A 24,870-nucleotide genomic window follows, 5' to 3' on the forward strand; every position below is an offset into this window, starting at 1 on the left:
GACCGGGTCGGTCCATGCGGCGCACGGTTGCGGTATCGCGGGCGTGGTCCCAGACGACACTGAGACCGTCGCATGCCTGGATGCCGTCACCGCCCGCGTGGCATCAGCGGACGCTCACCACGAGTAATAGGCCTTGACGCTGACAAACCCGGCTGGGAAGCGGGTGGGACCGGGGATGGTCGTCGTGCCCCGCCCAGGAACCTCGATGAGATCGCCCAGGGGACGCACGTCGACGGCTTGCTGGGACTGGCCTGGCACGGGGTCCTCGTACTCGACGAGCGCGACTCGGACGCCCACCGTTTCGCGGCTGATGTTCGTCAGCCGCACGTAGTCGTACCGGTATCCCGGCGGGACCACATTGCCGGCCGCGTCGAGCCTGTCGGTGAGGACCACGTCGCGAACCTTCGTCGGGGAGGGCACCTGGGTGATCTGCTGGACGTCCACCCGGACATCGGCCACGTCACGGAAACCGGGGCCGTGGAACGCGAGGATGTCGATGACCGTGAGCTTCGGGGGAATCACGTGGTTCCCGATCTCCGTGCCATACGCAGTCGTGGTCCGCACACCCCGGAGCTCGCGCCCGTTCGCATCCACAGGGGTGAACGCCAGCCGCAGGGCGACCGCTGATGAACCACGGTTCTTGATCGACAGCGTCTGGTCGATCACGCCGGTCGAGGCGAGGCGCTCGTACCGGAACCTCAGGTCTGCCGCCGACGTTGCATCGCCCGAACGCGTCCTCCAGCCCACGGCGTCGAACCTAGCCGATCTCTGAGATCGGCTGACTCGTGGGGAGGTTCAGGTCCGGGGCCGGTAGTCCAGACCCGTGCCGAGGTAGATCTCGCCGATCACCCGGCCCTCGGCGGAGCGGAGAAGCTCGACCTTGCGGGTGCCGGAGGCGGTGACCAGGCGGGCGAGGCCGTGCGGCGTCACCCAGCGGTAGGCGCCGAGCGCGAGCTGGTGGACCTGGTAGCCCTGATGGGTCTTGGCGCGGTGGTGCTTGCGGGTCAGCGGAGCGTCGTTGTGGTCGCCGGTCTGGCCGGGCGGGCCGCCGGAGACGTACGGCGTCGCGTGGTCGTGGTCGAGCCGCTGCAGGCCGCGGCTCGTGGAGTGCGGGAAGACGTCGCCGCGGGTGCGGAGCAGGGTGCGCTCCTTGACCGCCGTCGGGTGCTCGTAGCCGTTGACGGACTTCGTCTCGCCGAGGTCGATCACCGGCTGGACCAGCACCTCGCGGCCGTCGACCAGCTCGCTGAGCTGGTCGAGCACGATCGGGCCGACGCCCTCGACCTGGGCGACCCCGGGGACCTGGCCGCAGAGGACCCGGTCGGTCACGTGGACCACGATCTTGGCCGGACGGCGCGGACGCTTCGGCGATGCGGACGGTGCAGGCGGTGCGGAAGGAGCCGGCGACTCCTCCTCGACCGGACCGGCGTCCAGCTCGTCGAGGAACGCCACCGCCTGGTGCGGGTCGGTCGTCAGCATCTCGAACGCGGCGACCCGGCACTCGGCGTGCGTAGGCCGGTGGCCGTCGTCGTCGGGCTCGGTGTGGTCGAAGATCGCCCGCGCCAGGTCGTCGATGTTCTCGTCGCAGCGGATCGCCGACCCGCCCGACAGCTTGGCGCTCACCCGCAGCGTCGCCGGCTCCCCGGTGACCTCGTCGATCGTGTCGCCCTGGCGGCGCTTGGACAGCCACACGCCGGTGCGCTGGGCGTCGGCCTCGACCAGCGCTCGGTGCTGCTCCGGGTCGGCCTCGATGATCTTGGCCTCCGCGATCGCCAGCAGCCGGGCCGGCGACTCCTGCACGGCCGCGGCCACTGCGGCGTCCACCTTCGCCACCTTGTCCTTCGCCAGCCGACGGGAGTCCTTGGCGATCTTGAGCGCCACCCACGCCTCGACCTGGAGCCGCTGCACGGCCGCCCACAGCAGGGGCAGCCGGTGCGTCAGGTCGAGCACCGAGGCCGCGTAGTTCTCGGTCGAGACCGCGCCGGCGAAGCGGGCGATCGCGAGCTCGGCGAAGCACAGCTCGGAGACCTCCGGCGTGCCCTCTCCCCCGATGCGCAACAGCCGGTCGCCGCCACGGCTCGGCGGCACCGCCCCGGGCAGCGACTGCGGGTCGACCGTGTGGAGGCTGCACCAGTGCCCCACCATCCGCATCTCGGCGACCTCGCCCGACCGGCGCGCGCGGACCTGCTCCTCCATCGCGGCCAGCGTGGCGGCCGCGTCGAGGGTGGTGAGGTCGGCGGGGTTCATGGGTTAAGTCCTTCTCGAACTGGCGTTCGATTGCAAGAGCAAAGGCGCTTCTGTGGATGACTGGTGGGCTCTAGCGGAAAATTGGTGGGCGGCGCCGAGAGGTTGCGCGAACGCCTGCCGTCCGGCATGCTGAATGAACATTCATTCAGAGGAGCAGACATGGGCTGGACAGCGAACGACATCCCCGACCAGAGCGGCCGCGTCGCCGTCGTGACCGGCGCCAACGGCGGCCTCGGGCTCTCGACCGCACGCGACCTGGCGGCCAAGGGAGCCCATGTCGTCATGGCGGTGCGCAACGAGACGAAGGCGGCTGCCGCGGTCGAGCAGATCCGCGCCGCCGTACCGGACGCCTCGCTCGAGCTCGTCGCGCTCGACCTCTCCTCGCAGGCCTCGACCAAGGAGGCGGCCGCCACGATCCTCGCGGCTCACCCGAAGGTCGACCTCCTCGTCAACAACGCCGGCGTCATGGGCATCCCGCAGTCGAAGACGGTCGACGGCTACGAGATGCAGTTCGGTGTCGACCACCTCGGCCACTGGACCCTGACCGCGCTGCTGCTCCCCGCTCTGGTGCAGACGACCGGATCGCGGGTCGTCACCGTGACCAGCACCGCCCACCACATGGGCCGCGCGGTCGACCCCGCCAACCCGCACCTCGACGGCAACTACGGCGCCTGGAAGGCCTACGGCCAGGCCAAGCTCGCCAACTTCCACTTCGGACTGGGCCTCCAGCGCGAGCTCGAGAAGGCCGGCGCACCGACCACCAGCCTGATCGCGCACCCGGGCCTGTCCAACACCGACCTCCAGGCCGTCAGCGTCGAGGAGTCCGACGGGGAGTTCTGGGCAAAGTTCTTCCACCTCCTCTCCACCCGCATCGGGATGACCGCCGACGACGGGGCGCTCCCCCAGCTGCGCGCCGCGACCGACCCGGCCGCCCGGGGCGGCGAGTTCTACGGACCGCTCTTCGTGAACAACGGACGCCCGGTCCGCAAGCCGATCTTCCGCCGGCTGGGGATGAGCAGCGCGATCGCCAAGCTGTGGGAGGTCTCCGAACGGGAGACGGGCGTCAAGCTCAGCATCAGCTCGGGCGCGTGAGCGGCCAGCCGACCGACAAGGCGGCCGCGGTCCGCAGGGCGATGCGGAGCGTGGTCGCCGAGGCCGGGTTCCACGGGGCGTCGATGAGCACCGTCGCGCGCGAGGCGGGCGTCGCGACGGGTACGGCGTACACGCACTACGCCTCCAAGGACGACCTGGTCCTCGCGACGTACTGCGACACCAAGTCCGAGCTCGGACGGGCTGCCACCGCGGGCCTCGACCAGGACGCCGCGCCGGCCGACCGGTTCCACTCGCTCTGGCTGGCGTACTACTCCTTCCTGCGCGCGCACCCCGAACACGCGAAGTTCCTGCTCCAGGTGGACCACTCGCCGTACCGGCACCCGGCCCACGAGGCTGCCATGGCCCAGGAGGACGACCCGCTCGTCGCGCAGGTCCTCGCGCCCGACCTGGCCGCGCTCCTGCTGCCGCTGCCGCCGGACGTCCTCTACGACCTGGCGCTCGGGCCCGCGGTCCGGCTCGCCGCCGGCGGGCTGGAGCTCACCGACGCCCAGCTCGCCGACGTCGCCCACGCCTGCTGGCGCGCGGTGACGCTCCCGGACGACGACCCCGAGGCACCCGGCCGGTAGGTCGGGGACCACCGCTACGTTGTCCCTCGTGTCGACGTCCCTCCGCAGCTCCCGTCGAGGGCTTGGCCCGATCGTCGGCGTCCACGTCGCCCTCTTCGCCGGCGGCGCGATCGCGCTGTCGCTCACGCCGCCCGCGCAGGGCTGGGGCGTCCTCGCGTGCGTCGTCGGGTACGTCGTCGCACTGCTCGCCGTGTGCCGAGGGACCGGTCGCGCCGACCTCGGCGCGTTGGCCGGCTTCCTCGTGCTCGTCTCCGTCTTCCAGGTGCTGCCCGACTGGGTGCTGGCCGACCTCGTCGGCACGCTGCGCTTCCCCGACACCGGCGGGCCCCGCGTCGACGACGTCATCCCGCTCGCGATGGCCGCGATGTGGGTCGCGCCGCTGTTCGCGGCCGTCGCCCTGAGCGGAGGCCGACCCGGCCGTGCGGCCGCGCTTGCCGCCGCGATCTTCCTCGGCACCGAGCTCCTCGCCCCGGTGCTCGACCTCTGGGAGCCGACCGGTGCCACCCAGCGGTGGCAGGGCGTCGCGGTCTACGTCATCCCCGCCGAGGCCGCGCTCGGCTGGGCGACCGCCACCGCGTTCGCCCTCGTCAAGGACCGGTCGTGGACCGTCCGCGCCGGCGCCGCGCTCGCCGTCTCGACGTTCTACCTCGGTGCCCTCGTCCTGGCGCACTTCGTCATCGACGTCGCCGACTGGCGCCTGACCTTCTGACGGCGCGCTACTCCGCGGCCAGGTCCTTGCCGAGCGCCGTGAAGAGCTCGACGGCACTCTTCATCCGCGCCGCCTCGACCTCGGGCCGCGGATAGCTGTAGCTGACGATCGTCTCGCCGTCGAACATGTGGATCGCCGACGTCACGGCGAGGCGGACGAGGTCCTCGGGGAGGCCGAGCCCCTCGAAGTTGGCGACCGCTCGCGCCTCGATCATCTCGTAGAGCGACTGCGTGATCGGGGCGAGTCGTTCGCGCAGGTCGGGCTCGGTGCGCGCGGCGACCAGGACCTCGAACCAGACCACGTTGGTCTCGTGCCGGATCCGCGCCCGCGCGAACGCGAGGATGTCGTCGATCCCGAGCGGCACCCCGTCGGCGCGCAGGTCGTCGAACGCCGCCGAGTGGCGTGCCGCCACCTCCTCGGCCGCGGCGATGATCAGGTCCAGGCGGGACCCGAAGTGGCGGAAGAGCCCGCCCTTCGACACCCCCGACCGCGCGCAGATCTCACCCAGCGACGTGCGGTGGTAGCCGACCTGCTCGATCGACTCGATCGTCGCCTCGACCAGCTTGCCGATCGTCTCGGTACGACGCTGCTCCTGCGTCCGCCGTACCGGAGTCGCGCTCATCCCACGAGCTGGGGCTCGCTCGTCGACGCCCGGAGGAACTGACCGGTACGACGCACGCCGAGGACCTCAGCCGCGGTGCCCCCGCCGAACACGTACTCGCCGTTGACGAGCACGGCGACGACGGCGTCGTCGTTGCGGTTGACCATGCGGGACAGGTTGCCATACGACGCGACGGTGCTCTCGTGGTACTCGTCGAGCCGGTCGTCGAGGGCGTTCGGGTCGACGACCACGAGGTCGGCGCGGTCGCCGAGCCGGAGGTGGCCGGCGTCGAGGCCGTACCAGTCAGCCAGCTCGCCGGTCAGCCGGTGCACGGCGTGCTCGATCGTCATGAACGGCCGCCCGGCGACCTCCGCGTCCCGGACCCGGCGCAGCAGCCGCAGGCCGAAGTTGTAGAACGCCATGTTGCGCAGGTGCGCGCCGGCGTCGGAGAAGCCGAGCTGGATCGCCGGCGAGGTCGCGAGCTTGTCGAGCATCGCCGGCCGGTCGTTGGAGATCGTCGTGCGCCAGCGGACCTTCGTGCCGTGCTCGACGACGAGGTCGAGGAACGCGTCGACCGGGTGCACGCCGCCCCGCTCCTTGCCGACCTGGCCGAAGGTCTTGCCGATCGTGTCCGTGTCCGGGCAGTCGACGATCTCGGCGTCGAAGAAGTCGCGGTGCCACACCCGCAGGCCGAACTTCGAGTCGTAGTCCTTGCGGAACCAGCGCCGGTACTCCTCGTCCTGGAGCAGCGCGTTGCGCTCGACCTCCTCGGCGAGGTGCAGCGCCGCCGCACCCGAGCCGAACTCCTCGAAGATGACCAGGTCGATCCCGTCGGCGTACACCTCGAACGGCACCGGCAGGTGCTGCCAGCGGAAGTCGCCACCCAACGCGTTGAGGACGCGGGCGCTCGGCGGCATGACCGCCATCACCGCGCGGCTGGCCTTGATGTCGGCGGCCGACAACAGGCTCGTCTTGAGCGGCTTGCGGACGATGCCGAGGGTGCTCAGCATCATCGCGAGGACGCTGCGCGGGGACTGGATGTCCGGACCGCCCTGGAGCACCCGGCGGCGCTTGCGCAGGATCGCGTTGAGGCGGCGGCGCTCGCGAGCACCGGCGTACGTCGACGGCAGGGTGCGCGAGCGGCAGGTCTCACCGTCGAGCTTGTCGAACATCAGCTGCTGCGCCGACATGCCGACGAAGCCCGCGTCGAGGGCCTCGGTCAGCCACTTCTCCATCGTGTCGCGCTCGGCGGCGGACGCGCGGACACCGTCCTGGGTCGCGCGGTCCAGGCCCATCGCGGCGGCGCGCAGGTCGGAGTGGCCGATGAAGGCGGCGACGTTGGGGCCGAGCGGCAGGTCCTCGAGCGCGGCGACGTACTCCCCCGCGCTCGACCAGGTCTTCGCCCGGTCGACCGCGTCGATGACGTGGGCCCGCGGGATCGCCTCGACGCGTCCGAAGAGGTCACCGGCATCGGTCGGGTCGACGTGGACGGTCGACAGCGAGCACGAGCCCACGAGGATCGTCGTCACGCCGTGCCGCACCGACTCCACGAGCCCCGGATCGTTGAGCACCTCGACGTCGTAGTGGGTGTGGATGTCGACCATGCCCGGCATGACCCACTGGCCGGCGGCGTCGACGACCCGCGGGCAGCCGGCCTCGTCGAGCGGCGCCGTGCTGATCGCCGCGACCCGGCCGTCGAGGATGCCGACGTTGGCGACCTGCGGCGCAGAGCCGGTGCCGTCGAAGAGGAGCCCGTTGTTGATGACGACGTCGAAGGTCATGGCTACATAGAAACCGATCGGTCTTTATCTTGTCAATGGTCGGTCCGAGCCGAGGACGGGTCGGTGACGAACCACTGGTGGCAGCACCACCCGACACCCACCCGGTGAGGACTCACCATGAACACGAACGACGTACACACCCCCGCTCGACGCAAGCACCTGCTCACCGACGAGGAGCTCGCCTCCCACGCGGGCGCCGGCCCCGACGAGATCACCCAGGGTCATCGCCAGGGCAACGGGATCCGCGTGCACCGCACCTACATCATCGCGGTGTCACTCGTCACGCTGGCGCTCGTCGTCCTCGCGATCGCGATGGCCAGCGTCACCATGTGACCCGGCGCGTCCACTGCGCCAGGACGATCGCTGGTCCTCAGCGCGGACGCGGAACGTCGACGACCTCGACGATCTCGCCCAGACCCACGAAGTCGTCCGGGTTGGTGGTGAAGAGGGGCAGGTCGTTGGCAGCGGCGACCGCAGCGATCATCAGGTCCGCGACCCGACGTCGTGGAGTGCGTCCTGCGGCGAGCACGGCAGCGTTGATCCGACCGAAGAGTCGCGCGGCATCGGCATCGAACGGGATCGGCTCGAACTCGTGCTCGATCCGTTGCAGCACCTCGATCCGTCGTGCACGCTCAGCCCTCGCTGCGACGTCATCGCCGTCGACCAGGTGCACACCGGCCGACAGCTCGGCCAAGGACACAGCGCTGATCGCCATCTCCTCCGGCAGCGACTGCTCCGCGATACCGCGGCGGAGGATCAGGATGTTGGTGTCGAGCAGCCCCTGGCGCGGCGTCTCCCCGGCCGCGACGTCACCGGCCAAAGGGATCGACGTCCTCGTCGTAGGCCTCGTGCTGCTCGGCTCGGAACTGCTCGAGGTCGATCGCGGGCGCTGCCCGGGACCCGATGACGAAGTCGATGCGCGTCACGAACCGCTGGCGACCTCGCAGCGGAATCAGCTCTCCGATCTGGCGTCCCGCCCGCGTCACGGTGAAGGAGATCCCGTCTTCGACGGCGTCCATGATCTCCTTCGACCGCAGCCTCAGGTCGCGCTGACTGATCTCGGAGACCGCACTCATGTCCAGCACGGTAGCACCAGGTGCTACGAGGTGCTACCTCCCACCGGCCTGCCTCCCGTCAGAGGTAGAGGTCGGTGCGGCCGTCGTCGGGGCGCGGCCCGACCCGCGGCGTGTGACCGTCGGGCGGGTCCTGCCGTCGCGTCACCCGGTCGAGGAGCTCCGCCCCTGCCGCGTCCCGCGCCCCGACCTGTCCCGCGAGCTCGCCCGACAGCTCGACGTACTCCTTCGTCCACCCCCAGCGCTGCCCCGCCGAGCTGTCGGGATCGTCGATCGCCTCGGACAGCCGCCGCATCCGGCCATAGACGTCCCGCACGGGCGGCGGCGCCGGCGGGATCTCCATAGGTCTCCCATCGGACCGGGGGGCACGAAGGTGAGCGTCGTTGCCGTTTCAAGCATCGTTGTCACGCGCCCGCCGCTGCGATACACCTGGTACCGACGAAGCGCTCGGAGACATCTCCCCCTTACGCAGACAGGGTGCCCCCGAGCGTTTCGTCGTCTGCGTGGGCGGCCCGGACGAAACTTCCGGTATCACGGCCCGTCGCTCGCGCCTCCTCCTAGCAGAAGCCACTGCTCCCGGTGGCAAGGAGGTGAGCGACGTGACCGAGTGCGTCGACCAGGCACTGCCGTTGACCTTGCTCCTCGGCTCCCCCAACACCTGGGAGCTGAGCGTCAGCGACACCCGCGGCATCATCCGCGCCGTCGTCACCCTCACCGACCTCGGGCGGCGTCCGGGTGACTGGCCCGTGGGGGTCACGACCGAGCAGGTCGTCGACCTGCTGCTCGGCTGCCTGGCCCTGGCCAGGGCGCGTCAGGACACGGACCTGGCCGAGGAGCTGGGCACCTGCCTCGCCTGCCTCGAAGCTCCGGCCACCCCGTCGACACCCGCTCCCGTACGGGTGCCGGCCGACGTCCTCGCCGCCGCGTCGCACTGGCTCTCCGAGCACGGCGCCGGCGACCTGCGGACCCTGGCGTGGAGCGCCCGGGCGCGGATCGCCGCCGGCTGCCCCGCCTCCGCGCGGGTGCTGCTGGCCGACGCTGCGATCTCACCCGGGTACGGCGCGCTCGTCGGCCACGCGACCCGCGACATCGCCGTCACCGTCGCCACGCTGGCCGCCCGGCTGGGAGTCCACGACGAGACGCTCGAGGCGGTCCTCGCCGACGCACCGGCGCCCGCCGCCCCTCCGGTCGGCCTGCGCCCGCTCGCGACCGACCTCTCCGACCGCGACCGCGGCCGGCTCCTCGCCGCCGACCTCGTCAGCCGCGGGTCACAGCCGACCCTGTCCGGCGCGGACCAGGAGGTCGCCGGCAACGAGCTGGTCGCGGGCGCACTGACCGCCGCCGAGACCTACGACCTGGCGTGGTTCGCCGTGGCCGTCCGCGGGATGGTCCGGCTCCCCCACCTGCCGCGCCGGCTCGTCCGCGACGCCGTCACCTTCCTCGCCACCCAGCAGCACCGCTCGGGCGCGATGGGGGCACCGATCACCGAGGACCCCCGCGAGCGTCGCGACCAGCACCGCGAGTGGACGCTGATGGCGACCGCCGCGCTCGTCGAGGCCGCGGGCGCCTGACGACCTAGGAGCCGAGCTCCTCGAGCACCCGGGCCGCGACGGCCTCGCCCTCGGCGGCGTACGGGTGGAAGACCACGGCGCCGCCGCCCACGACGGTCAGGCCCGCCATCCACGGATCCTCCGCGCACGTGTCGTGGCCTGCGCTCGGCTCGAACATGTCGACGTACGTCGCGCCGATCGCGTCGGCGCCCGCCTGGAGCGCGTCGTTGAATCCCTCGACGATCCCCCGCGCCCACGCCTCGTCGCCGGGCGCGAGCGGAAGCTGATCGCAGGAGCCCGACGGCGGCACGATCTGCGGGTAGCCGATCACGATGACCTCTGCGTTGGGGGCGCGGTCTCTGATCGCCTGGAGCGCCCCCTCGACGTTGCGCGCCAGGTCGTCGAACCGCTCAGCAGCCGGCCCCTGGGGCGAGCTCGCGTCGAGGGTCGTGCAGGGATCGGGCGAGTCGCCGAGGTTGCCCTTCGCGTAGGCCGCCGCGCAGCCGAAGATCCGCGCGATGAGCCCGAAGTCGTTGGCCCCGAGCCGGAACGTGACCAGGTCCGTGTCCTCGTCGACACCGTCGATCTGAGGGCCCTGGATCTCCAGGCCGCGGGGCGTCGTCTGGGCGCCGACCACGTCCTCCGTGGTCGCCCCGTTGCAGCTGTGGTCCTGGAGCTCGAGGCCGAGCTCCTCGGCGATCTGGTGCGGATAGTTCACGGTCGTCTGCGCGCAGTTGTCGTCGCGCGAGAACGGCCCGGTCCCGGGCGCCGCGGTGTAGGAGTCACCGAAGGCGACGTACTGGTCGCCCTCCCCGATCACCCGGGCCGCGTCACCGTCCTTCTCGGACGCGTCGTCCTCGCAGCCCGTGGCTGCCAGCCCCAGCACCAGGCACGCGGCCAGCGCAGTGAACGATCCCCTCACGCGGAAACCCTACGGCCCGACCCCACCCTCGCGTGGCCGACCGCGCCGGACGGGTGCCTCTGCGGTGCTCAGCCCGCAGGATCTGCCGGTGCAGCACCGCACAAGCCTGTGGACAGGCCGCCAGCGGGGTGGCGCGGTGGCGCGGTGGCGCGTGACCGTAGGGTCATGCTCGACGTGCGTGCGCTGGCGCGGATCCAGAGAGGCCAGGCAGGGGTCGTACGACGGAGCCAGGTGCTCGAGGCGGGCGGCGGGGACGACGACATCGATCGGATGCTGCGGCGTCGGGAGCTCGTCCCGCTCCACCCGGGCGTGTACGTCGACCACAACGGCCCGCTGACGCTGCGTCAGCGGGCGTGGGCGGCGGTGCTCGCGCGTTGGCCGGCGGCACTCGCGCGGGAGTCGGCTCTCGGGGAGCCGTCGACCGTGGTGCACCTGGCCGTGGATCGCCAGCGGAACATTGACCCGCTACCGGGCACGCAGATCCATCGCACGACGGACTTCACCGGCCGGGTGGAATGGCACGCCCGCCCACCGCAGGTGCGCACGGCAGAGGCCGTGATCGACACGGTGATCGCTCGGCTCGCCGACGACGACGTCGCTGCGGCCTTCGCCGTCCTGACCCGCGCCTGCTTCCGCCGTACGAGTGTCGAACGGGTCGCCCGGGCGCTGGAGCAGCGCTCACGAGTTCCCCACCGTCGGCTCATCGAGGCGCTGGTCGACGACCTCCGATCGAGTGCCTGCTCGGTCCTCGAGCGGGGCTACCTCCACCGCGTCGAACGGGCGCACGGCCTGCCTCGCGGGACCCGACAGCGGCCGAGCACTGCCACCGGACGCCGTACCCACCAGGACGTCCGCTACGAATCCTTCGGCACGATCGTCGAGCTCGACGGACGATCGCACACGGAGACCGCCGAGGCACGGGATGCCGATGCGCGGCGCGACCTCGCCGAGCTCGCGGTGGCTGGCGCGGTCACCGGTCGCGTCACCTACGGGCTGGTGTTCGGAGAGCCCTGCGCCACGGCGCGGCGAGTCGCTGCTGTCCTACAGCGAAACGGGTGGACCGGCCAACCGACGACCTGCCCGCGCTGCCGCTGACGCAGTTGTGCGGTGCTCAGCCCGCAGGATCTGCCGGTCCAGCACCGCACAAGCGGAGGAGCAGGATCAGGCGGACTTCTTCTTCTTGCTCTCGCGCAGGACCAGCGTCGGCGGTTCGTCGTCGTCGACGGTCTCGCGGGTGACGATGACCTTCTCGACGTCGCCACGTGAGGGGACGTCGTACATCACGTAGAGGAGGACCTCCTCGATGATGGCGCGGAGGCCGCGGGCGCCGGTGCCGCGCTCCAGGGCCTTGTCGGCGATGCCCTGGATGGCGTCGTCGGTGAACTCGAGCTCGACGCCGTCGAGCTCGAAGAGCTTGCGGTACTGCTTGACCAGGGCGTTGCGCGGCTCGGTGAGGATCTGGACGAGCGCGGCCTGGTCGAGCTTGGAGACGCTGGCGATGAGCGGCAGGCGGCCGATGAACTCGGGGATCAGGCCGAACTTCGTCAGGTCCTCGGGACGCACCAGCTGGAGCAGGTCCTCGGCGTCCTTCTCCTCCTTGCCGCGCACCTCCGCGGTGAAGCCCAGGGTCTTCTTGCCGACGCGCTGCTCGATGATGTGCTCGAGCCCGGCGAAGGCACCACCGACGACGAACAGGATGTTCGTGGTGTCGATCTGGATGAACTCCTGGTGCGGGTGCTTGCGGCCGCCCTGCGGCGGCACCGAGGCGGTCGTGCCCTCGATGATCTTCAGCAGCGCCTGCTGGACGCCCTCACCGGAGACGTCGCGGGTGATCGACGGGTTCTCGGCCTTGCGGGCCACCTTGTCGATCTCGTCGATGTAGATGATCCCGGTCTCGGCCTTCTTGACGTCGTAGTCAGCCGCCTGGATCAGCTTGAGCAGGATGTTCTCGACGTCCTCACCGACGTAGCCGGCCTCGGTCAGCGCCGTGGCGTCCGCGATCGCGAACGGGACGTTGAGCATCCGCGCCAGCGTCTGGGCCAGGTAGGTCTTGCCGCAGCCGGTCGGGCCGATGACGAGGATGTTGGACTTCGCCACCTCGACGACCTCGTCCTTGCTGTGCTTGCCGGAGACCGGCTGCACTCCCGCCTGGACGCGCTTGTAGTGGTTGTAGACCGCGACGGCGAGGGACTTCTTCGCCTGCTCCTGCCCGATGACGTAGGAGTTGAGGAAGTCGAAGATCTCCTTCGGCTTCGGCAGCTCGTCGAGACCGACCTCGGTGCCCTCGTTGAGCTCTTCCTCGATGATCTCGTTGCAGAGGTCGATGCACTCGTCGCAGATGTAGACGCCCGGTCCGGCGATCAGCTTCTTCACCTGCTTCTGGCTCTTTCCGCAGAAAGAACACTTGAGCAGGTCACCTCCGTCACCGATGCGTGCCACGGGCGGTACTCCTCACAGTCATTCGAACTCCCCCCGACCGTACTCCCTGGCGCCCCTCCGAGGGGAGGGGACACGAGGGTCGTGTCGGACTGGTCATTGTGGGCTACGTGAGCGCGGGTGTGCCCTTGAGCGAGGCCAGGACCGAGTCGATCAGACCGTATTCGACCGCCTGCGCGGAGGTGAGGATCTTGTCGCGCTCGATGTCGCGGCTGACCTCCTCGATCGACCGGCCGGAGTGGTCGCTGATCATCTTCTCGAGCAGCTCACGCATCCGGATGATCTCGTTGGCCTGGATCTCGATGTCGGAGGTCTGGCCGAACGTGCCCTCGGTGTAGGGCTGGTGGATGAGGATCCGGCTGTTGGGCAGCGCCAGGCGCTTCCCGTTGGTGCCGGCGGCGAGCAGGACCGCGGCCGCGGAGGCGGCCTGACCGATGCAGACGGTCTGCACGTCGGGCTTGATGAACTGGATCGTGTCGTAGATCGCCGTCAGCGCCGTGAACGAGCCACCGGGGCTGTTGATGTAGATGCTGATGTCCTGGTCGGGGTTCATCGACTGCAGGCACAGGAGCTGGGCGATGACCGCGTTGGCGACGTCGTCGGAGATCGGCGTGCCGAGGTAGATGATGCGGTCCTCGAAGAGCTTGGCGTAGGGGTCGATCCGGCGGAAGCCGTAGGACGTGCGCTCTTCCCACTGCGGGATGTAGTAGTTCATGCTCAGTCCTTCACGCGGGCCGGACGGCCCTGGTCGGCGGCCTCGCGGGCGCTGGTGATGACGTGGTCGACGAGGCCGTAGTCCTTGGCCTCGCTCGCGGTGAACCAGCGGTCGCGGTCGGCGTCGTTGGTGACCTGGTCGACGGTCTGGCCGGTGTGCTCGGAGATGAGCTCCAGCAGCACCTTCTTGATGTGCAGCGACTGCTGCGCCTGGATCTTGATGTCGGAGGCGGAGCCACCCATGCCGGACGAGGGCTGGTGCATCATGATCCGCGCGTGCGGGAGGGCGTAGCGCTTGCCCTTGGTGCCGGCGCAGAGGAGGAACTGGCCCATCGACGCCGCCAGGCCCATGCCGACGGTCGCGACGTCGTTGGGGATGTAGTTCATGGTGTCGTAGATCGCCATGCCCGCGTCGACGGAGCCACCCGGGCTGTTGATGTGGAGGAAGATGTCCGCCTCCGGGTCCTCCGCCGACAGGAGCAGCAGCTGGGCGCAGATCGCGTTGGCGTTCTGGTCGCGCACCTCGGAGCCGAGGAAGACGATCCGCTCCTTGAGCAGCCGGCTGTAGATGTTGTCGTCGAGGAAGCTGAGCCCGGCCGCGCCGTTCATCGTGGGGCCGTTCATCGCGGGGCCGCTGGGAATCTGGGTCACGTGGCGAGATTAGCCGCAGGAGGGCCCGGATCCACGGGATCTCGGGCCCTGTTCGCCGACAGCGGATTTAGCCCGTACGACGCCCGCGAGGCGCTCAGCGCAGGTCGCCGAGGACCTCCCCCGCCGCCCGCTCCCCCGCCTCGATCGCGCCGTCGAGATATCCGGGGTGGTCGACCGCCGACTCGGTCCCCGCCCAGTGCAGGTGACCGAGGGCGGCCGACGGCGGCGGCCACACCTCACGGCCGGCGCCGAGGTCCGGCAGCGCGAGGTAGCCGCCACCGACGTGCTCGTCGACGTGCCACGCCTTCTCGTGCCAGCCCGCCGGCTCCAGGGCGTCCGCCCCGAGGTGTGCCGCAGCAGCGCCGAGGAGCAGCGCGCGCCGCTCGGCCTCGGTCAGCGCGTCGAGGGACCGCGCCTCTGCGCCGCCGACGAGGAAGCACAGGTGGCCGGGGCCGTCGGGCGGGCTGGAGTCGAAGACCGCGCATCCGGGGTCGCCCAGGTCGATCAGCTCGGCGTCGCCGCGGGCGCGCCACCACGGGTCCGGATACACGGCGATCGCCTTGTAGACCGACCCCATGAACGTCTGCTTCTCAGCCCGGACCCGGTCCTCGGGCAGCGGAGGCTGGTGCTCGATGCGGTGCGCGATCGGCGGCGGGACGGACACGACCACCTTGACCGCCCGCAGCGTCCGCGCGGGGGTTCGCACCGTCACGCCGGTCTCGTCGCGGTCGAGCGCGAGGACCGGTTCGCCCAGGTGGACGCGGTGCCCGAGATCGGCGGCGATCCGCTCGGCCAGCGACCCCGCCCCCTCGACGAGGAGCCCTTCCTGGGCACCGCCCTTGGTCGACAGCATCGTCCGGACCCCGCCCTGCGCGCGGATCATCTGGGCGGCGGTGAAGACCGAGACCCGGTCGAGGTCGGCGGTCCAGGAGATGAGCGCGATGACCTCCAGCAACCGACGGGTACGACGGCACGGCACCCGCCGGAGCGCACGGTCCACCGAGAGGCTGGTCCAGCGGCGCGGCGCGCCGCGCCACCCGAGCAGGGCAGCCACCGCCAGCACGAGCACGGCCAGGAGCGAGGAGGGGGCGAGGTAAGGCAGACGTCGCGGCCCGTGGCGCAACGCGGGCGCGGCCGGCGTCCGCATCCGGAACTCGGTGAGCCCGAGCTCGGCCGCCAGCAACTTGACCCGGTGGTGGTCGTGACCGATCCATTGCCCGCCGAGGTCGAGCCGCGAGCCCAGCGCAGTGGTCACGCTCATCGAGCGCCCACCGACCCGGTCAGCACTCTCGAGGACGACGACGTCGACGCCCTCCTGCTGGAGCCGGCGCGCGGCGACCAGGCCGGACAACCCGGCGCCCACCACGACGACCTGCACGTCGACGTCCGACACGGTCTCACCATCCTGAAACTAGAGGTTCTAGTTTCGTTAGACTAGAGGCTCTAGTCTGGAACGGCAAGATCCCGGCAACCCGACAGCAGGAGGCAGGGCGTGGCCCGACCGAGCACCCCGCTCACCCGCGAGGCGATCTTCACGACCGCGCTGCGCCTGGTCGACACCCACGGCGCGGACGCGTTGTCGACCAACCGGATCGCGGCCGAGCTGGGCGTCAAGGGCCCCTCGCTCTACAACCACGTGAGCGGCCGGGCCGACATCATCGCGGGGATGCTCGACCTGCTGGTCGCCGAGATCGACCTCACCGGCATCGACGAGCGGCCCTGGACCGTCGCCTGCGACCGGCTGACCCGCGCCTACCGCCGTACGCTCGCGGGACACCCGGACTTCGTCCCGCTGATCGCGACGATCCCGCAGGACTCTTCCGGGGTGGTCGAGGCCTACGAGCGCTGCTTCGTCGTGCTGCGGGAGGCGGGGTGGGCCGAGGAGGAGGTGCTCCCGTTGGTGCGGTCGCTGGAGTACCTGGCCCTCGCCTCGGTGCTGGACCGCTCGTTCGAGGGACCCGACGCGGCCGCCCAGGCCGACGCGACGTTCGACTTCGGGCTGGCCGCGATGATCACCGGCCTGGAGGCGAGGCTCAGGACTCGGCGGCAGCCTTGAGGCCGGCGACGGTGCGCGCCATGCCCTGCTCGAGCTCGTCCGCGTGACCGATGTTGCCGCCGAGGAACACGGGCGCGAAGGCCTTGCTCGTCAGGGTGTTGCCCTTGGGCACCGGACGCCGGTGGATGACCCGGGTGCTCGCACCGGCGTCGACCGGCTCGAGCTCCCAGATCCACTGCGCGCCGCTGGACTTGGTGTCCCACACGAGCTTGTGCCGCGGCTCGACGGCGGCGACGACCGACCGGGTCGGCCACACGACGCCCTTGCGCTTGTTGATGCCGAGGTACCACTGACCCACCCGCAGGCCGCCGCCCTTGAGCGGGACCATCTTCATGGTCTCCGGGCTCCACCTCGTCATGTTGGCGAAGTCGGTGAGGAGCTCCCAGACCCGCTCGGGAGACGCCTGGACGATCGCTTCCGCCCGCAGCTCGCGGTCCGCACGTGGTTCAGTCACGGACCGATGGTGGCACGTCCGGGAACCTGCGGTCAGCCCCCCATCAGGTTCGGGACGGACGTGGCCTGCGGGCTGCCCTCGTTGACCGCCGGCGTCCGGGTCAGGTTGCGCGCCCCGGTCCGGTCGACCGCGATGTCCCAGATGTCGCCCAGCAGCGTGGCCCGGTCGTAGCGCACGTAGACGATCCGCTGGCCGTCGGCACTCCAGGACGGCGCGCTCTCGTCGACCGCGGCACTGTCGACGAGCACCCGCTGCTCGGTGCCGTCGACCTTGACCACCCGGATGCCCGTGTCGGACTGATCGCCCTGCTGGTCGGTGTGCTGGAAGGCCAGGTACTTGCCGTCCGGGGACCACGAGGGCGCGTCGAAGAAGACCTCGAACGCCTGACCCGTGACCCCGTAGATCCCGACATAGGCCTGCTCGCTGCCGTCGGGGTTGATGAGGTGGAGCGTCCCGGAGCAGTTGTTCGCGCGTGGGAGGTCGGACGACGGGCAGTGGTAGGTCTCGGTGAACGCCAGCCGCCCCTGCGGATACCCGTCGAGGGCCGGGCCCCAGGTCAGATAGGCGAACGTGCGCCGCCCGTAGTCCTGGGCAGGCAGCTCGCCCGTCCCGACCACCAGGTCCTGGGCCCCGCCAGCAGCGGGGACGGTGAACACACTCTCCTCGAAGCAGAAGAAGCCGCCACAGGTCGCTGCCTGGAAGGACCGCACGAACGCCACGGTCGAGGAGTCCGGGGACCAGGTCGGCCAGTAGATCCGCGCGGCGTTGCCGCCGTACCCGTGGACGGCGAGCCGGACGGGGTTGCTCCCGTCGGCGGCGGCCCGGTAGAGGCCGGCCGGGTTGACGTAGAGCATCTGGGTGCCGTCCGGCGACAGCACCTGGTGACTGCCCTGACGGAGCCGGCGGGCACGGGTCCCGTCGGCGTTCATCGACCAGATCTCGGCGGTCTCGGGCTCTGATCCGGTGTTCCTGATGTAGCGGATCTGCCCGGCCGCTCCCGGGGGCGACTCCGCCCCGAGGACGCCGGGCGTCGCGCTCGCGTGAGCCGCAGCCGAGACCTCGCCCGCCGTGTCGACGACGAAGGCCGAGTAGTAGTACGTCGTCCCGTTCTTGAGCGGCTTGCGCTCGCCCCCGTAGACATAGCCGTAGTACCACCCGTCCGGCCCGTAGCCCAGCGGGTAGGTCCCGAAGTCGAGGTGGCCGGACCCACGTCCGCTGTAGACGACCTGCTGCGTACTGGTGGCCCGGGCGGTCGAGGTGAAGCCGGTCGTGGAGCGGAACACGACCAGTCGGTAGTAGTCAGCGACGGTCGGTGCCGTCCACGACAGCCGGATCCGACGGTCGTCGGGCTGGAGCGACAGGCCGGCCAGGCTCGGCGGCGGCCCCGTGACCGGCGCCGCCACGGGCTGCCATCCGCGCAGGCTGCTGATGGTCGCGTCCGGCCGGGAGGTGAAGAGGGTCTGCACGGTCCCTCCGCCCACCGGGACGGTGCGGACGCTCCACGCGTTCGCGTTGAGGAAGGAGCCGTAGACGTAGGCGATCCGGCTGCCGTCCGGGGAGAACTCCGGCGTCCGCGCCATCGCAGCCTCGTTGGTGTAGTCCTCCGGCTTGGGGCCGACCAGGCGCTTCATCGCGCCGGTGCCCGCATCGACGACGTAGAGGTGACCGGCCTGGCCCCCGCCACCCATGACCATCGCGATCTTGGACGCGTCCGGCGACCAGCGCGGGTGCCCCGCGGCCAGCCCTGAGCCGACGGTCACGTCCAGGGTCTCCACCGCGGCCCCCGGCCGCCACACCCGGAGGAACCGCTGCCCCGTGCCCTCGGCGTCCTCAGGCCAGACGAACCGCCCGTCCGGCGCGGTCACCGTGGCGGAGGACCAGTCGAAGATCGGGGCCTCGAAGGTGTGGCAGGCGGCCTGCCCGCCGCGCAGCACCGTGGTGGCGGAGGTCGCGAGCCGCATCGAGATGAGGGCCCCGCAGAGCTCCGACTGGCCCTTGTCGGGGTTGGGCTGCTCGGTCACGGCGAGCGCCACGCGGGTCCCGTCGGGAGAGAACCGCGGCGAGGCGGCGTCGGTGAAACGGGCCAGCAGCGTCACCCGGCGGACGACCTCGTTGGTGAGCGTGCGGCGTACGACGACCTCGGTCCGGCCGGCCGCCGTCGAGCCGAGGGTCGCGAAGGTCGTGCCGTCGGGAGCGAAGGTCGCCTCGGGACCCGCCGGGAGCGGCGAGCTCTCGCCGACGAGGGCGGGGAAGCGGCCATCGACGGCCGTCGTTGCCAGGCTCTGGCGGGCGATGCCGTCGACCGTGAAGGAGCCCCCCACGAGGAGCAGTCCGTCGCTGGCGGGCGCGGCCGCAGCAGCACGGACCGGGGTGGCCGGCGCGACGCCCGCCAGTGCTCCGCACAGCAGGATGAACGGAAGCAGCTTGCGCACGGCGCACCAACCCCATGTCTCTCGGGACGCGGGCGCACGTCAGCGCCCCCGCGGCAGTCACGGCCGGGCGAGGTGTCTCACCGCCCGGCCCACCTGATCCCGAGAGTCCGCACACGGTAGGCAAACCGAGGCCCTCCTGACCGGAGAATCGGGAATTTCCGTCAGGTTTTCCTGACGCGGAGCGAGGTCAGGCGAGCCAGCGCCGCAGGGCCGCGAGCACCTCGGGGTGGTTGAGGATCCCGAAGTGGTCGGTCCGGCCGACGTGGAGGGTCTCGGCGTCGGGGAAGAGCTCGGTGCCGCGCTTGTCGCGGCCTACCGCCGAGGCGGGACGGACCAGGTAGTCGCCGACCACGTTGCCGACCGGGTGCCGGGCCGAGGCGGTGACCGTGGCCGCCACCAGCCGGTAGCGCGCCTCTTTGAGCGGGGGGAGCTCGTCGACGTAGCCGTCGACGAGGTCACGGACGCCGACCGAGCGCTTGTCGAGGATCCGGCCGAACGCCGAGGTCTCCGGGAGCAGCTGGAGGAACCGTGCGCCGTGCCCGATGCCCCAGGCGATCGGGGCGCCGGTGTGGGGGGCGCCCAGGGTGACGACGTCGGTCACCCGAGCGGCCCAGCCCTGACCGTCCGCCTCGCCGTCGAGCGCGAGGACGTTGAGCGCGGCGCGCATGATGAGGCCGCCCATCGAGTGGCCGACCAGGGCGATCCGCTCCACCTCGACCGGCCAGGACGCCGCGACGTCGCGCAGCAGCCCGGCCAGCGTGACGCCGTTCTCGCGGATCGGGAGGCCGGTGTTGGCCCGGAGGTAGACGGGGGTCCACCCCATCTCAGCCAGCGCCTCGCCGTACGTCGTACCGGTGCGGTCGCGGTGCAGGTTGAAGTAGGACTCGTTCTCGCACAGGCCGTGGAGGAACACCACGATCCGGCCGGTCGCCCCGGGGTACGCCGAGCAGAGGTCGGTCGACGTGACCGCGACGTCGCGACCGTCGGCCCGGACGGTCATCGGCAGGGCCAGCTGGGGGCGATCGCGCAGGAGCTCGTCGCCGATGAGGCCGTTGACCGCCGAGCGGACGAACCGCCCGCGGGCGCCGTCCTCCAGGCTCGGACCGCCGACGCCGGCGTCGGCGAGCCTGTCGAGCCCCTTGCTGCTCCCCCGCAGGGCCAGGCCGATCCCGCCGTACACGGCGCCGGCGATGCCGCGGTGGAGGGTCTCGACGGGAGCGGCGGCGTCGCCCAGCCCGCGCCGGGCGAGCCCGTGGATCCGGCGCGAGACGGCGTCGTGGGTGTCGCGGGCGGTCCCCACGACCAGCTCGTCGGTGACGGCGGCGAGGAGCGAGAGTGCGTCGGCGAGGGTGGCGCCGGGCGCTGCAGCGGTCGCAGTGTGCATGGAAGCACGATAGCCCCTCAGTGCACAGTTGTGCACTGAGGGGCTATCGGAGGGGTAACTCAGCGTTCGTTGCGGATCAGTCGTGCGCGGGAGTCTCCTCGGCAGCCTCGGCCTCGGCCTCAGCCTCGGGCTCACCGATGGTGCCGTCGGGGCGGAGGTTCTTGAGCTCGACCACGTTGCCGGAGCCGTCCTTGACGACCGCGCCCTCGACGAGCTGGGCGAGCGCCTTGCCGCGACGGATCTCCTGCACCATCTCGGGCACGTGGTTGTGCTCGAGCATGTGGTTGACGAACTCCTGCGGGTCCTGGCCGGACTGCTGGGCACGACGCACCATGTGCTGGGTCAGCTCGCCCTGGTCCACGCCGATCTCGCCCTTGTCGGCGATCTCGTCGAGGATGAACTGCGCGGCGACCGAGTCACGGACCCGGCGCTCGAGGTCGGCCTCGAACTCCTCCTGGGTCTGCTCCTCGTCCTCGAGGTACTTGTCGAGGGTGATGCCGGCGTAGGCCAGCTGCTGCTCGACGCTCTGGCGCCGGGCGTTGAGCTCCTCGGTGACCAGGGTCTCCGGGAGCGGGATCTCGACCTTCTCCAGCAGCGCCTCGAGCACGGCGTCCCGCGCCGCAGCAGCCTGCTCGAGCCGCTTGCCGCGGGTGAGCCGCTCGCGGACGTCGTCCTGGAGCTCGGCGAAGGTGTCGAACTCCGAGGCCATCTGGGCGAAGTCGTCGTCGAGGTCGGGGAGCTCCTGCTCCTGGACCTGGCTGACCGACACCGCGACCTCGACGTCCTCGCCCACCAGGTCGCCGTTGACGAGCTGGGAGGTGAAGGTCTTGTCCTCACCGGCGGTGAGGCCGACGAGCGCCTCGTCGAGGCCGTCGATCATGCCGCCGCGGCCGACCTGGTAGGAGAAGCCGGTGATCTCGGCGCCGTCGACGACCTCGCCGTCCCGGGTCGCCTTGAGGTCGAGGACGACGAAGTCGCCGTCCTGCGCGGCCCGCTCGACGTCGATGAGGGTGCCGAAGCGCGCACGGAGCGCGTCGACCTGCTCGGTGACGTCCTCGTCGGTGACGGCGAAGTCCTCGACCTCAGCCTCGAGGCCGTCGGTCTCGGGGAGGGCGATCTCCGGCTTGATGTCCACCTCGGCGGTGAACTCCAGCGGGCCGTCGTCGTCGTACTTGACGACCTCGACCTCGGGCTGCGCGAGCGGCACCAGGTCGTTCTCCTGGAGGGCCTGGATGTACGAGGTGCCGAGGATCTCGTTCAGGGCCTCCTCACGAGCAGCACCCGGGAACTGCCGCTCGATGATCTGCGGCGGAACCTTTCCCTTGCGGAAGCCGGGGATGTTGATCTGCTTCGCGATCTTCTGGTACGCCGCGTCGAGGCTCGGCTTGAGCTCCTCGAAGGGCACCTCGACGGTCAGCTTGGCCCTGGTCGGGCTCAAGGTCTCGACGGCGCTCTTCACAGGCTGTTCTCCTTCAATGAATGTGGTGGTGCGTCGGGGCGACAGGACTCGAACCTGCGATCTCCTGCTCCCAAAGCAGGCGCGCTAGCCACTACGCTACGCCCCGCCAAGAGGCACCCGACGGCGTCCCTGAGGGGGTCGCCGGAAGCTCCTTGGAGCGGATGACGGGAATCGAACCCGCGTAGCCAGTTTGGAAGACTGGGGCTCTACCATTGAGCTACATCCGCGCGCGTGGAAACGCGGGTGTCATGGTGCCACACGGCGACGCACCGGCCCCAACCGAGAGGCCCCCGTGGACGCGGGCTACCTGCGGTGGACCAGCAGCAGCGCGCGATCGTCGTCACGCGAGCCGACCTTGGCCGCCAGCCGCTCCGCGAGCCCGTCGAACGATCGACGGAACAGGTTCTCGGCGACCCCCAGCATCTCGTCGATGCCGAGCTCGATGTCGCGCCGCGGCTCCTCGACCATGCCGTCGGTGTAGAGGAGCAGCACGTCACCGGACCCGAGCCGGCCGCGGACGGGGTCGTAGGCGACGCCGGGGACGATCCCGAGGACGGTGCCCTCGGTGCGGACGACGATCCAGCGGCCGGAGCCGGCGGAGCGGTGGGCCGGCGGCGGATGGCCCGCGCTGCGCAGCTCGTAGTCGCCCGTCTCCAGGTCGAGGGAGAGGTGCACCGCGGTCGCGAACCCCTCCTCCCAGTCGCGCTGGAGCAGGTAGTCGTTGGCCGCCGGAAGGAAGTCGGCAGCGGGCAGGGCCCCGATGAGGCCGCCCATCGCGCCGGAGAGCTGGAGCGCCCGGGTCCCGGCCGCCTCGCCCTTGCCGGAGACGTCGACGACCGCCACCTCGAGGCGCCGACCCTCCTCACGCAGGGTCGCCACGACGAAGTCCCCGGCGAACGGCGACCCGCCGGCCGACGAGAGCGCCGACTCGACCAGCCAGCTGTCGGGCAGCCGCGGGATCGAGGCCTGGGCGAGGATCCGGTCACGGAGGTCGACGAGCATCGACTCGCCGCTGCGCACCCCGATGCCGAGCGACGTACGCCGGACGTTGATCACGAGGGAGATCACGCAGAGCCCGATCATGATGGCCATCGCGGCGACGAGCCGCGGCGTGCTCGTGGGCTGGAGCGACTGGGCGATGATCAGCAGCACGATGAGGAACCCGAGCAGCCACACGAGCAGCCGGGGCCCGAGGAGCAGCGCGCCGAGGACCAACGGACCGGCGAGCGCCGTGAACGGCACCTCCATCGGGTAGGCGGCGATGCCGCCCACGATCCCGAGCGCCAGCACGACCAGGCCGACCATGACGCGCACCTCGACGTTGATCGACGCCAGGCCCCTCCCCCGGCTCATGCGGCGGCCCGCGACCGGAACGACGGCTGGCAGCGGCTGCACCAGAACAGGTTGCGACCACCGAGCACCTCGGTCCGGACCGCGCGCCCGCACACGTGGCAGGGCTGTCCCGTACGGCGGTACACGTAGACCTCTCCTCCGTGGTCGTCCTTGCGCGGCGGTCGGCCCATCGCGTCCGGGGTGTGCTCCGGACGGACGGTGTCGATGGTGCCGGAGCGGACGCCGTCCGCCATCAGTCCCACCAGGTCCTCCCACATCGCCCGCCACTGTCCCACTCGCAGGGTCCGACCGGGGCGCAACGGGTGGATCCGGTGCCGGAAAAGGATCTCGGCCCGATACACGTTGCCGACGCCCGCGAGCACGGCCTGGTCCATGAGGAGGGTCCCGATCGGCGAGGCGCTGCGGCCGATCCGCGCCCACGCCCGCTCGGGGTCGGCGTCGGCGCGGAGCGGGTCGGGGCCGGTGCGGGCGACCACGGCGTCACGCTCGGCCGTCGTCACCAGCGCGCAGGTCGTGGGGCCGCGCAGGTCGCCGTACGCCGTGCCGTCGGCCCGGACGAGACGCATCCGGACCTCACCGACCGGCGGGGGGACCTCCGCGAGCCCGCTGCCGGCGAGGTCGTGGACGAGGAAGGTCCCGTAGAGCCCGAGATGGACGTGGACGAACCGGTCCGCCCCGAGGTCGGCAAACAGGTGCTTGCCCCACGCCTCGGCGCCCTCGAGCACGGCGCCGTCGAGCCGGGCGGCGGAGTCGGCGAAGCGACCCTGCGGGCTGCTCACGCGGACCTGGCGACCGCCGAAGACATCGGTCAGCTCCCGAGCGAGCCGGTGGAGGGTGTGGCCCTCAGGCATCGGCCACAGGGGCCGACTGGGCGGACTGGGCAGAGGCAGGCAGCGCCGGCAGCTCGCCGGTCGTCTCGTACGACGCCATCTGGCCGATCCGACGCACGTGGCGCTCGTCGCCGGGGAACGGGGTGGTGAGGAAGACCTCGACCAGGCGCGTCATCTCCTCGAGCGTGTGCATCCGACCGCCGACGGCGACGACCCAGGCGTCGTTGTGCTCGCGGGCCAGGGAGGCGGTGTCCTCCGACCAGGCCAGCGCCGCGCGGATGCCCTTGACCTTGTTGGCCGCGATCTGCTCGCCGTTGCCGGAGCCGCCGATCACCACGCCGAGGCTGTCGAGGCCGGCCTCGCGGTCGGCGAGGACGCCCTCGGCGGCGCGGAGGCAGAACACCGGGTAGTCGTCGATCGCGTCGTAGACGAAGGGCCCGTGGTCGACCGGCTCGTATCCGTGCTCGGTGAGCCAACCGGTGAGGTGGCTCTTGAGCTCGAGGCCAGCGTGGTCACAACCGAGATGCACGCGCATGATG

The 24,870-nt window shown here is 71.2% G+C and carries 26 protein-coding genes and 2 tRNA genes; 7 read left to right on the forward strand and 21 right to left on the reverse strand.

What is annotated here, in order from left to right; genetic code table 11:
* Positions 1 to 114: 114 nt before the first annotated feature.
* Both H0487_RS01410 and H0487_RS01415 read right to left on the reverse strand, forming a co-directional pair.
* Positions 115 to 747 carry a hypothetical protein gene (locus tag H0487_RS01410; RefSeq protein ID WP_183092442.1) on the reverse strand — a complete coding sequence of 211 codons (633 nt, stop codon included), beginning with the start codon at positions 745 to 747 and terminating at the stop codon, positions 115 to 117.
* Positions 748 to 795: 48 nt separating this feature from the next.
* Positions 796 to 2,247 carry a hypothetical protein gene (locus H0487_RS01415; protein WP_183092443.1) on the reverse strand — a complete coding sequence of 484 codons (1,452 nt, stop codon included), beginning with the start codon at positions 2,245 to 2,247 and terminating at the stop codon, positions 796 to 798.
* A 159-nt stretch (positions 2,248 to 2,406) separates the two neighbouring features.
* On the opposite strand from H0487_RS01415, the gene H0487_RS01420 reads away from it, so the two are divergent.
* The 3 genes from H0487_RS01420 to H0487_RS01430 are packed head-to-tail and all read left to right on the forward strand — an operon-like array spanning position 2,407 to position 4,635.
* Positions 2,407 to 3,339, forward strand: a complete 933-nt coding sequence (locus tag H0487_RS01420; RefSeq protein WP_183092444.1) for an oxidoreductase — start codon at positions 2,407 to 2,409, stop codon at positions 3,337 to 3,339.
* Entirely contained in the window at positions 3,336 to 3,926 is a 591-nt protein-coding gene (locus tag H0487_RS01425; protein WP_183092445.1) for a TetR/AcrR family transcriptional regulator, read from the forward strand. The genes H0487_RS01420 and H0487_RS01425 overlap by 4 nt, the downstream gene beginning before the upstream one ends.
* Before the next feature lie 28 nt (positions 3,927 to 3,954).
* Complete coding sequence (locus tag H0487_RS01430; RefSeq protein ID WP_183092446.1) at positions 3,955 to 4,635, forward strand: DUF6989 domain-containing protein; 681 nt, start codon at positions 3,955 to 3,957, stop codon at positions 4,633 to 4,635.
* A 7-nt stretch (positions 4,636 to 4,642) separates the two neighbouring features.
* On the opposite strand, the gene H0487_RS01435 is transcribed toward H0487_RS01430, so the two are convergent.
* A complete protein-coding gene (locus tag H0487_RS01435) occupies positions 4,643 to 5,257 on the reverse strand; it encodes a TetR/AcrR family transcriptional regulator (protein WP_183092447.1) in 615 nt (204 codons plus the stop codon).
* Entirely contained in the window at positions 5,254 to 7,017 is a 1,764-nt protein-coding gene (locus H0487_RS01440) for an N-acyl-D-amino-acid deacylase family protein (RefSeq protein WP_183092448.1), read from the reverse strand. Before H0487_RS01440 ends, H0487_RS01435 begins: the two co-directional genes overlap by 4 nt.
* Before the next feature lie 117 nt (positions 7,018 to 7,134).
* Here H0487_RS01440 and H0487_RS01445 point away from each other — a divergent pair, with 117 nt between their 5' ends.
* Positions 7,135 to 7,350 (forward strand): hypothetical protein, encoded by a 216-nt coding sequence (locus H0487_RS01445; RefSeq protein ID WP_183092449.1) that lies wholly within the window; start codon positions 7,135 to 7,137, stop codon positions 7,348 to 7,350.
* A 37-nt stretch (positions 7,351 to 7,387) separates the two neighbouring features.
* On the opposite strand, the gene H0487_RS01450 is transcribed toward H0487_RS01445, so the two are convergent.
* Genes H0487_RS01450 through H0487_RS01460 form a run of 3 tightly spaced genes read right to left on the reverse strand, consistent with a single transcriptional unit; the run spans position 7,388 to position 8,433 of the window.
* Entirely contained in the window at positions 7,388 to 7,837 is a 450-nt protein-coding gene (locus tag H0487_RS01450; protein ID WP_183092450.1) for a type II toxin-antitoxin system VapC family toxin, read from the reverse strand.
* Positions 7,827 to 8,093, reverse strand: a complete 267-nt coding sequence (locus tag H0487_RS01455) for a type II toxin-antitoxin system Phd/YefM family antitoxin (RefSeq protein ID WP_183092451.1) — start codon at positions 8,091 to 8,093, stop codon at positions 7,827 to 7,829. Before H0487_RS01455 ends, H0487_RS01450 begins: the two co-directional genes overlap by 11 nt.
* 58 nt (positions 8,094 to 8,151) lie before the next feature.
* Positions 8,152 to 8,433, reverse strand: coding sequence for a hypothetical protein (locus H0487_RS01460; protein ID WP_183092452.1), 282 nt, complete (start codon positions 8,431 to 8,433; stop codon positions 8,152 to 8,154).
* A 247-nt stretch (positions 8,434 to 8,680) separates the two neighbouring features.
* On the opposite strand from H0487_RS01460, the gene H0487_RS01465 reads away from it, so the two are divergent.
* The gene (locus H0487_RS01465; RefSeq protein WP_220792977.1) at positions 8,681 to 9,661 is read left to right on the forward strand and encodes a DUF6895 family protein; all 981 of its coding nucleotides are present in this window, start codon (positions 8,681 to 8,683) and stop codon (positions 9,659 to 9,661) included.
* Between the two features lie 4 nt (positions 9,662 to 9,665).
* On the opposite strand, the gene H0487_RS01470 is transcribed toward H0487_RS01465, so the two are convergent.
* Positions 9,666 to 10,562, reverse strand: a complete 897-nt coding sequence (locus H0487_RS01470; protein WP_183092454.1) for an SGNH/GDSL hydrolase family protein — start codon at positions 10,560 to 10,562, stop codon at positions 9,666 to 9,668.
* A gap of 165 nt (positions 10,563 to 10,727) precedes the next feature.
* Here H0487_RS01470 and H0487_RS01475 point away from each other — a divergent pair, with 165 nt between their 5' ends.
* The gene (locus H0487_RS01475; RefSeq protein ID WP_220792978.1) at positions 10,728 to 11,657 is read left to right on the forward strand and encodes a putative endonuclease domain-containing protein; all 930 of its coding nucleotides are present in this window, start codon (positions 10,728 to 10,730) and stop codon (positions 11,655 to 11,657) included.
* Positions 11,658 to 11,723: 66 nt separating this feature from the next.
* On the opposite strand, the gene clpX is transcribed toward H0487_RS01475, so the two are convergent.
* The 4 genes from clpX to H0487_RS01495 form a co-directional block, all read right to left on the reverse strand.
* On the reverse strand, positions 11,724 to 13,001 hold the full coding sequence (gene clpX, locus H0487_RS01480) for an ATP-dependent Clp protease ATP-binding subunit ClpX (RefSeq protein ID WP_183092455.1): 1,278 nt from the start codon (positions 12,999 to 13,001) through the stop codon (positions 11,724 to 11,726).
* 103 nt (positions 13,002 to 13,104) lie between these two features.
* Complete coding sequence (locus H0487_RS01485) at positions 13,105 to 13,713, reverse strand: ATP-dependent Clp protease proteolytic subunit (RefSeq protein ID WP_183092456.1); 609 nt, start codon at positions 13,711 to 13,713, stop codon at positions 13,105 to 13,107.
* 2 nt (positions 13,714 to 13,715) lie between these two features.
* A complete protein-coding gene (locus H0487_RS01490; protein WP_376766661.1) occupies positions 13,716 to 14,321 on the reverse strand; it encodes an ATP-dependent Clp protease proteolytic subunit in 606 nt (201 codons plus the stop codon).
* A 136-nt stretch (positions 14,322 to 14,457) separates the two neighbouring features.
* Positions 14,458 to 15,756: a flavin monoamine oxidase family protein gene (locus H0487_RS01495; RefSeq protein ID WP_183092457.1), complete on the reverse strand. Its 1,299-nt coding sequence runs from the start codon at positions 15,754 to 15,756 to the stop codon at positions 14,458 to 14,460.
* 99 nt (positions 15,757 to 15,855) lie between these two features.
* Between H0487_RS01495 and H0487_RS01500 the strand changes: the two genes are divergently transcribed.
* Positions 15,856 to 16,419, forward strand: coding sequence for a TetR/AcrR family transcriptional regulator (locus tag H0487_RS01500; RefSeq protein ID WP_183092458.1), 564 nt, complete (start codon positions 15,856 to 15,858; stop codon positions 16,417 to 16,419).
* On the opposite strand, the gene H0487_RS01505 is transcribed toward H0487_RS01500, so the two are convergent.
* The 9 genes from H0487_RS01505 to H0487_RS01545 form a co-directional block, all read right to left on the reverse strand.
* Positions 16,397 to 16,873, reverse strand: a complete 477-nt coding sequence (locus H0487_RS01505) for an SRPBCC family protein (protein ID WP_183092459.1) — start codon at positions 16,871 to 16,873, stop codon at positions 16,397 to 16,399. The two genes, H0487_RS01500 and H0487_RS01505, sit on opposite strands and share 23 nt — an antisense overlap.
* A 32-nt stretch (positions 16,874 to 16,905) precedes the next feature.
* Entirely contained in the window at positions 16,906 to 19,305 is a 2,400-nt protein-coding gene (locus H0487_RS01510; RefSeq protein ID WP_183092460.1) for a TolB family protein, read from the reverse strand.
* Positions 19,306 to 19,492: 187 nt separating this feature from the next.
* Positions 19,493 to 20,689, reverse strand: a complete 1,197-nt coding sequence (locus H0487_RS01515; protein ID WP_183092461.1) for an alpha/beta hydrolase — start codon at positions 20,687 to 20,689, stop codon at positions 19,493 to 19,495.
* A 76-nt stretch (positions 20,690 to 20,765) separates the two neighbouring features.
* A complete protein-coding gene (gene tig / locus H0487_RS01520) occupies positions 20,766 to 22,148 on the reverse strand; it encodes a trigger factor (protein WP_183092462.1) in 1,383 nt (460 codons plus the stop codon).
* A 33-nt stretch (positions 22,149 to 22,181) separates the two neighbouring features.
* A tRNA-Pro gene (locus tag H0487_RS01525) sits at positions 22,182 to 22,254 on the reverse strand.
* Positions 22,255 to 22,301: 47 nt separating this feature from the next.
* Positions 22,302 to 22,375 (reverse strand) — tRNA-Gly (locus H0487_RS01530).
* Between the two features lie 76 nt (positions 22,376 to 22,451).
* Positions 22,452 to 23,501 (reverse strand): PP2C family protein-serine/threonine phosphatase, encoded by a 1,050-nt coding sequence (locus tag H0487_RS01535; RefSeq protein ID WP_183092463.1) that lies wholly within the window; start codon positions 23,499 to 23,501, stop codon positions 22,452 to 22,454.
* On the reverse strand, positions 23,498 to 24,352 hold the full coding sequence (locus H0487_RS01540) for an Fpg/Nei family DNA glycosylase (protein WP_183092464.1): 855 nt from the start codon (positions 24,350 to 24,352) through the stop codon (positions 23,498 to 23,500). Before H0487_RS01540 ends, H0487_RS01535 begins: the two co-directional genes overlap by 4 nt.
* A complete protein-coding gene (locus H0487_RS01545) occupies positions 24,345 to 24,866 on the reverse strand; it encodes a ribose-5-phosphate isomerase (RefSeq protein WP_183092465.1) in 522 nt (173 codons plus the stop codon). Before H0487_RS01545 ends, H0487_RS01540 begins: the two co-directional genes overlap by 8 nt.
* Positions 24,867 to 24,870 lie beyond the last annotated feature (4 nt).

It is taken from the genome of Nocardioides stalactiti, from assembly GCF_014180715.1.
GTDB lineage: Bacteria > Actinomycetota > Actinomycetes > Propionibacteriales > Nocardioidaceae > Nocardioides > Nocardioides stalactiti.